This is a genomic window from Bartonella sp. AU18XJBT, from assembly GCF_028618595.1.
GTDB lineage: Bacteria > Pseudomonadota > Alphaproteobacteria > Rhizobiales > Rhizobiaceae > Bartonella.
Genome location: NZ_JAQITE010000149.1, coordinates 1 through 927, shown reverse-complemented (window position 1 = coordinate 927; position 927 = coordinate 1). Strand labels below are relative to the sequence as shown.

At 41.6% G+C, this 927-nt stretch carries 2 protein-coding genes and 1 pseudogene; all 3 read left to right on the top strand.

Annotated elements, in window-relative coordinates; translation table 11 throughout:
* Positions 1-278, top strand: a 278-nt coding sequence (locus tag PVV60_RS10635; RefSeq protein ID WP_273724689.1) for a DUF4043 family protein, incomplete at its 5' end; no start/stop codon positions are given.
* 20 nt (positions 279-298) lie between these two features.
* Entirely contained in the window at positions 299-679 is a 381-nt protein-coding gene (locus PVV60_RS10630) for a hypothetical protein (RefSeq protein ID WP_273724688.1), read from the top strand.
* A gap of 11 nt (positions 680-690) precedes the next feature.
* Positions 691-927, top strand: a pseudogene (locus tag PVV60_RS10625) (hypothetical protein); the annotation flags it as partial.

Genomic DNA, 927 nt, shown 5'->3' with positions numbered 1-927 from the left:
ATGGTGTTAACTCGACAAATAATACAGCGGTAAAGAGTGTACGTCGTGCGGTGTTCCTAGGGGCACAAAGTGCAGTGATAGGTTTTGGCAAAAATCATAGTGCAACGCATTATACGCTTAAAGAAGAATATTTTGATTATGAACGTGAATTTGGGGTTGCAGCCAAAACCTTAATAGGAATGAAGAAAACTCGTTTCCAAATGCCAAATAGTGCACAGACAGCCCAAGATTTTGGAACGATTGTTATTCCTACCTACAGCGGTGAAGCCGCAGCGTAAACATAAGGAGGAAACAGGATATGGCAGATCAATTACCACCTCCACTACAGGGGAGAAATCTTCACACCCAACAGGTGAGTTTCTTACGTTTGAATATCTCTCATAAAGATAAGCATCTTACGGAGAAAATAGGAATTTTACCTCGTGGGGCTTTGATCATTTCGATGAAGGCTTTTGTAAAGACCGCGTTTTCAGAAGCGAAGTTGAAGATAGGTAGCACCTATGGCGGCAATGAGTTCAGTGAAAAGGATATCAAAGCTCAAGGCACGCAAGATTTTACGCCAACAGATCAAAAGTCTTTTGTTGCAGATGATAAGGAGATGACCCTTTATGCAACAAGAGACAAAACAACAGATGCTGGTGAATGTATTGTGGTTGTGCAATTCGTGACAAATCATTGAGGGGATAAGACATGGCAGATTATTTACCACAGCCCTTGCAAGGGAGAAATCTTCATACCCAGCAGGTAAGCTTTTTGCGGCTTAATTTTAGCTATGAAAACAAAGAAAACGTAATGAAGATAGGCACTCTCCCTCGTGGTGCTTTAATAACATCAATCAAGGCGTTTATTAAGACGGCGTTTTCGGACACAAAGGTCAAAATAGGCAGCACTGCTGGCGGCAATGAGTTTGGTGAGTTAGAGATCAAA

What these genes read in the sequence shown, in the direction of transcription:
- PVV60_RS10630 (WP_273724688.1), top strand. Translation starts at nt 299, where the DNA reads ATGGCAGATCAATTACCACCTCCACTACAGGGGAGAAATCTTCACACC.